The 3797-nt window shown below is 67.7% G+C and carries 4 protein-coding genes and 1 pseudogene; 3 read left to right on the top strand and 2 right to left on the bottom strand.

Annotated elements, in window-relative coordinates:
- Window positions 1–161 (bottom strand): annotated as a pseudogene (gene pyrE / locus ACXJKH_RS16660) (orotate phosphoribosyltransferase); the annotation flags it as partial.
- A gap of 195 nt (window positions 162–356) precedes the next feature.
- Between pyrE and ACXJKH_RS16655 the strand changes: the two are divergent.
- The 3 genes from ACXJKH_RS16655 to ACXJKH_RS16645 all read left to right on the top strand — a co-directional run bounded on the left by ACXJKH_RS16655 (window position 357) and on the right by ACXJKH_RS16645 (window position 2834).
- Window positions 357–1157, top strand: a complete 801-nt coding sequence (locus ACXJKH_RS16655; RefSeq protein ID WP_457320969.1) for an exodeoxyribonuclease III — start codon at window positions 357–359, stop codon at window positions 1155–1157.
- The gene (locus ACXJKH_RS16650) at window positions 1154–2524 is read left to right on the top strand and encodes an AmpG family muropeptide MFS transporter (RefSeq protein ID WP_457320967.1); all 1371 of its coding nucleotides are present in this window, start codon (window positions 1154–1156) and stop codon (window positions 2522–2524) included. The genes ACXJKH_RS16655 and ACXJKH_RS16650 overlap by 4 nt, the downstream gene beginning before the upstream one ends.
- 82 nt (window positions 2525–2606) lie before the next feature.
- A complete protein-coding gene (locus ACXJKH_RS16645; protein ID WP_256777512.1) occupies window positions 2607–2834 on the top strand; it encodes a hypothetical protein in 228 nt (75 codons plus the stop codon).
- 164 nt (window positions 2835–2998) lie between these two features.
- Here the strand turns inward: ACXJKH_RS16645 and ACXJKH_RS16640 are convergent.
- Window positions 2999–3797, bottom strand: a 799-nt coding sequence (locus tag ACXJKH_RS16640; RefSeq protein ID WP_457320964.1) for an anhydro-N-acetylmuramic acid kinase, incomplete at its 5' end; no start/stop codon positions are given.

Below are 3797 nucleotides of genomic sequence, written 5' to 3'. Positions count from 1 at the left end.
GCGTAGCAGGCGGCCAGCTGGACCATGCGCGCGCCCGAATCGAAGCGGCCGGCATTGAAGAAATAGGGGCTCAGGCGGCCCGACTTGAGGGTGAACTGGCCAAAACGCAGGGCGTCGGCGGTCAGGGCCAGTTGCAGGAAACGGTGGCGATGGTCGCTCATCAGGACTCTATTCAATTCATTTGGACCGCAAATCCTAATGCATGGGCGCTTTTTTCGCCCTCAGACCGCCTTCTCCCGCGCCGCGCAGCATTTCCCGGTCCTCCCCAACGGCTGGCACCGACGGCGCATCCCGGCGAGCCGTGGCGGGGTCTTCCCGGTATGCTTTCCCGGTTACCGCTCCAGACCCGGGTCAGCATGCGCATCATCAGTTTCAACGCCAACGGCATCCGTTCCGCCGCCACCAAAGGCTTCCTCGACTGGTTCCGCGCCCAGGACGCCGACGTGCTCTGCATCCAGGAAACCAAGGCCCAGGAAGACCAGCTGACCGACCCGATGTTCCGTCCGGACGGCCACCACTGCTTCTACCGCGACGCCATCACCAAGAAGGGCTACAGCGGCGTGGCCATCTACAGCAAGCGCGAGCCCGACCAGGTCATCACCTCGCTGGRCTGGGCCCCGTTCGACGATGAAGGCCGCTACATCGAGGCCCGCTACGGCAACCTCAGCGTGGTCTCCTTCTATATTCCGTCGGGGAGTTCGGGCGACCTGCGCCAGGGTTTCAAGTACGAAGTGATGGAGTGGCTGCGCCCGATCCTGGCGGAGTGGCTGGCCAGTGGCCGCGACTACGTGCTGTGCGGCGACTGGAACATCGTGCGCTCGGCGCTGGACATCAAGAACTGGAAGTCCAACCAGAAAAACTCCGGCTGCCTGCCGCCCGAGCGCGACTGGCTCAACGGCCAGTGCGCCGACGCCGGCCAAGCGCTGGACATCGCCGCCGGCCAGGGCTGGACCGACGCCTACCGCCTGCTGCATCCCGAAGGCCAGGATTACACCTGGTGGAGCAACCGCGGCGCGGCCCGGGCCAACAACGTCGGCTGGCGCATCGACTACCAGTTCGTCAGTCCTGGCCYGCGCGATCGCCTGCGCAGCTGCGCGGTCTACCGCGATGAGCGTTTCTCCGACCATGCCCCGTTCACGGTGGACTACGCCCCATGACCGAAGCGGTCGTCAAGCCGCGTCGCCCGTGGCAGCGGGTGCTGACCAACCTGCGCCAGCGCAAGGTGCTGGCCATGCTGCTGCTGGGCTTCAGTTCCGGCCTGCCGATCTACCTGGTCGGCAACACGCTCGGCTTCTGGATGCGCAAGGAAGGCATCGAGCTGACCACCATCGGCTTCCTGTCGTGGGTGGGCCTGGCCTACTCGATGAAGTTCCTCTGGGCCCCACTGGTGGACAAGGTCAACGCGCCGCTGCTGGGGCGCTTCGGCCGCCGCCGTGGCTGGATGCTGTTGTCCCAGCTGGTGGTGGCCGTGGCGCTGGTGGGCATGGCGCTGGTCCAGCCCAAGGGCGGCCATTTCGTCTTCCTGGGCATCGCCTGGGAGCACCTGGTGGTGTTCGGGGTGATGGCCACCGTGGTGGCCTTCGCCTCGGCCACCCAGGACATCGTCATCGATGCCTGGCGCATCGAAATCGCCGAGAACAGTGAACAGCTCGGCCTGCTGACCTCCTCGGCCGCGCTGGGCTATCGCACCGCGCTGCTGGTCACCGATGCGCTGATCCTGCTGATCGCCGCGCGGGTGGGCTGGCAGATGTCCTACGAAATCATGGCCGGCCTGATGGCACTCGGCGTGGTGGCGGTGGTGATGGCCCGGGAGCCGGCGCGCGCGCAGCTGGCCGTGCAGACCCAGGCCGCCCCGCTGTGGACGCCACGCGGCCTGTTCGATGCACTGGTAGGGCCGTTCGTCGCCTTCGTGCGCGAACACCGCAGCGGCGCGATCCTGATCCTGCTGGCCATCAGCGTCTATCGCATGGCCGATTTCATCATGGGTCCGATGGCCAATCCGTTCTACGTGGATCTGGGCCTGGCCGAAGAGACCGTCGGCGCGGTGCGCGGCTCGGTCGGGCTGGTGGCCACCTTCATCGGCATCGCCGCGGCCGGCCTGGTGTCGGTGCGCTGGGGCGTGCTCGCCACGTTGCTGGTCGGCGCGGTGCTTGGCCCGGCGTCCAACCTCGCCTTTGCCTGGCTGGCCTATGTCGGCCCGGACCCGACCAGCTTCGCCATCGCCATGGCCATCGACAACATCTCCGGCGGCTTCGCCGGCACGGCGTTGATCGCCTACATGTCCAGCCTGACCAGCATCGGCTACACCGCCACCCAGTACGCCTTGCTGAGCTCGTTCTATGCGATGCCCGGCAAGGCATTGAAAGGGCTGTCCGGTTGGGCGGTGCAATCGTTGGCCCAGGGCCGCACCCTGCTGGACGGGTATGCGCTGTTCTTCACCGGCACCGCATTGATCGGCATCCCGGTGGTGATCCTGTGTGCCTTGTTGATCCGTCAGCAGCGCCGACACGCCCCGCCAGCCTGACCCAGGTTGCCCGCCGCGCCGCGCTGGGCCATGATCACCCCCGTTGTGCCGTGGGGGCGGTGCTTGCCGACGGGGGAGAACAATGGTCGATCTGCTGCTGCGGGATCTGGACCCGCTGTTGAACGAACGCATCCGGCGCGTGGCGGTCGCACGCGGCTGGACCCGTGAACACACCTGCGTGGTGCTGCTCGAACAGGGCCTGTTCGCCAGCGAACTCGAAGTACGCAGCGGCTTCCAGAATCCCGAAGTGGACGCCCTGGCCGACGCCATCGCCGCRTTGCAGGCATTGCCGGACGCCCAAGGGGTGTAGCGCAGGGCACTGGCGACCATCCCAAGGGTAGAGGGATCGCCGGGCGCGGATAGCACCGCGCTGCGCGCGGTTGCCGAGCATGGCTCGGCTGCCCTTGCCCCGGTAGAGCCGAGCCATGCTCGGCTGCTCTTGCTCTTGCTCYTGCTCTTGCTCTTGCTCTTCCCCTACGCCGGATGTATCGCCCCCAGAATCCGCGGCCCCCGCGCCCCGCTCACGCTCGGCAGATTCCCCGGCAAGCCGTCCAGCGTCCGCTGCGCYAGCCACGCAAACCCCATCGCCTCCAGATAATCCGGGTCCAACCCGTGCACCGCACTGGATTGGATCACCACCCCCGGCAACCGCGCGCCCAACCGGCGCAGCAGCTGTGAATTACGCACCCCACCGCCGCACACCAGCACCCGCTTCGCCTCGGGCAGGTGCGCCAGCAACGCGTTGGCCACCGTCGCCGCCGTGAGCTCCATCAGCGTGGCCTGCACATCGGCCGCCGCCAGCTCGCCTTCGCCCAGCGCCTGCTCGGCCCAGTCCAGGTGGAACTGCTCGCGCCCGGTACTCTTCGGCGGCGGCAACGCAAACCACGGCTCGGCCAGCCAACGCGCCAGCAACGCCTCGTCGAAGGTCCCACTGGCCGCAAACGCCCCGTCCGCATCGAATGGCACGCCCCGGTGGCGCTGGCACCACGCATCCATCAGTGCATTGGCCGGGCCGGTGTCGAAGCCGCGTGGCACGCCATCGCGGGGAATCAGGGTCAGGTTGCCGATGCCACCCAAGTTGAGAATCGCGCGATCCTCATCGGTGGTGCCCAGCATCGCCAGGTGGAAGGCCGGCATCAGCGGTGCGCCGTGCCCGCCTGCAGCCACATCGCGGCGGCGGAAATCGGCCACGGTGGTGATCCCGGTGGCCTCGGCGATCCGGTTGGCGTCGCCCAGCTGCATCGTGAACGCCGGATCGGCCAACGGCCGGTGG

This window comes from Stenotrophomonas sp. P5_B8 (assembly GCF_054049855.1).
Note: the sequence above shows the minus strand (reverse complement) of the source record. Positions and strands in the feature narration are given on the sequence as shown.

Bases quoted from the DNA above. Each gene is read 5' to 3' on its own strand.
- ACXJKH_RS16650 (WP_457320967.1), top strand. From the start codon at position 1,154: ATGACCGAAGCGGTCGTCAAGCCGCGTCGCCCGTGGCAGCGGGTGCTG.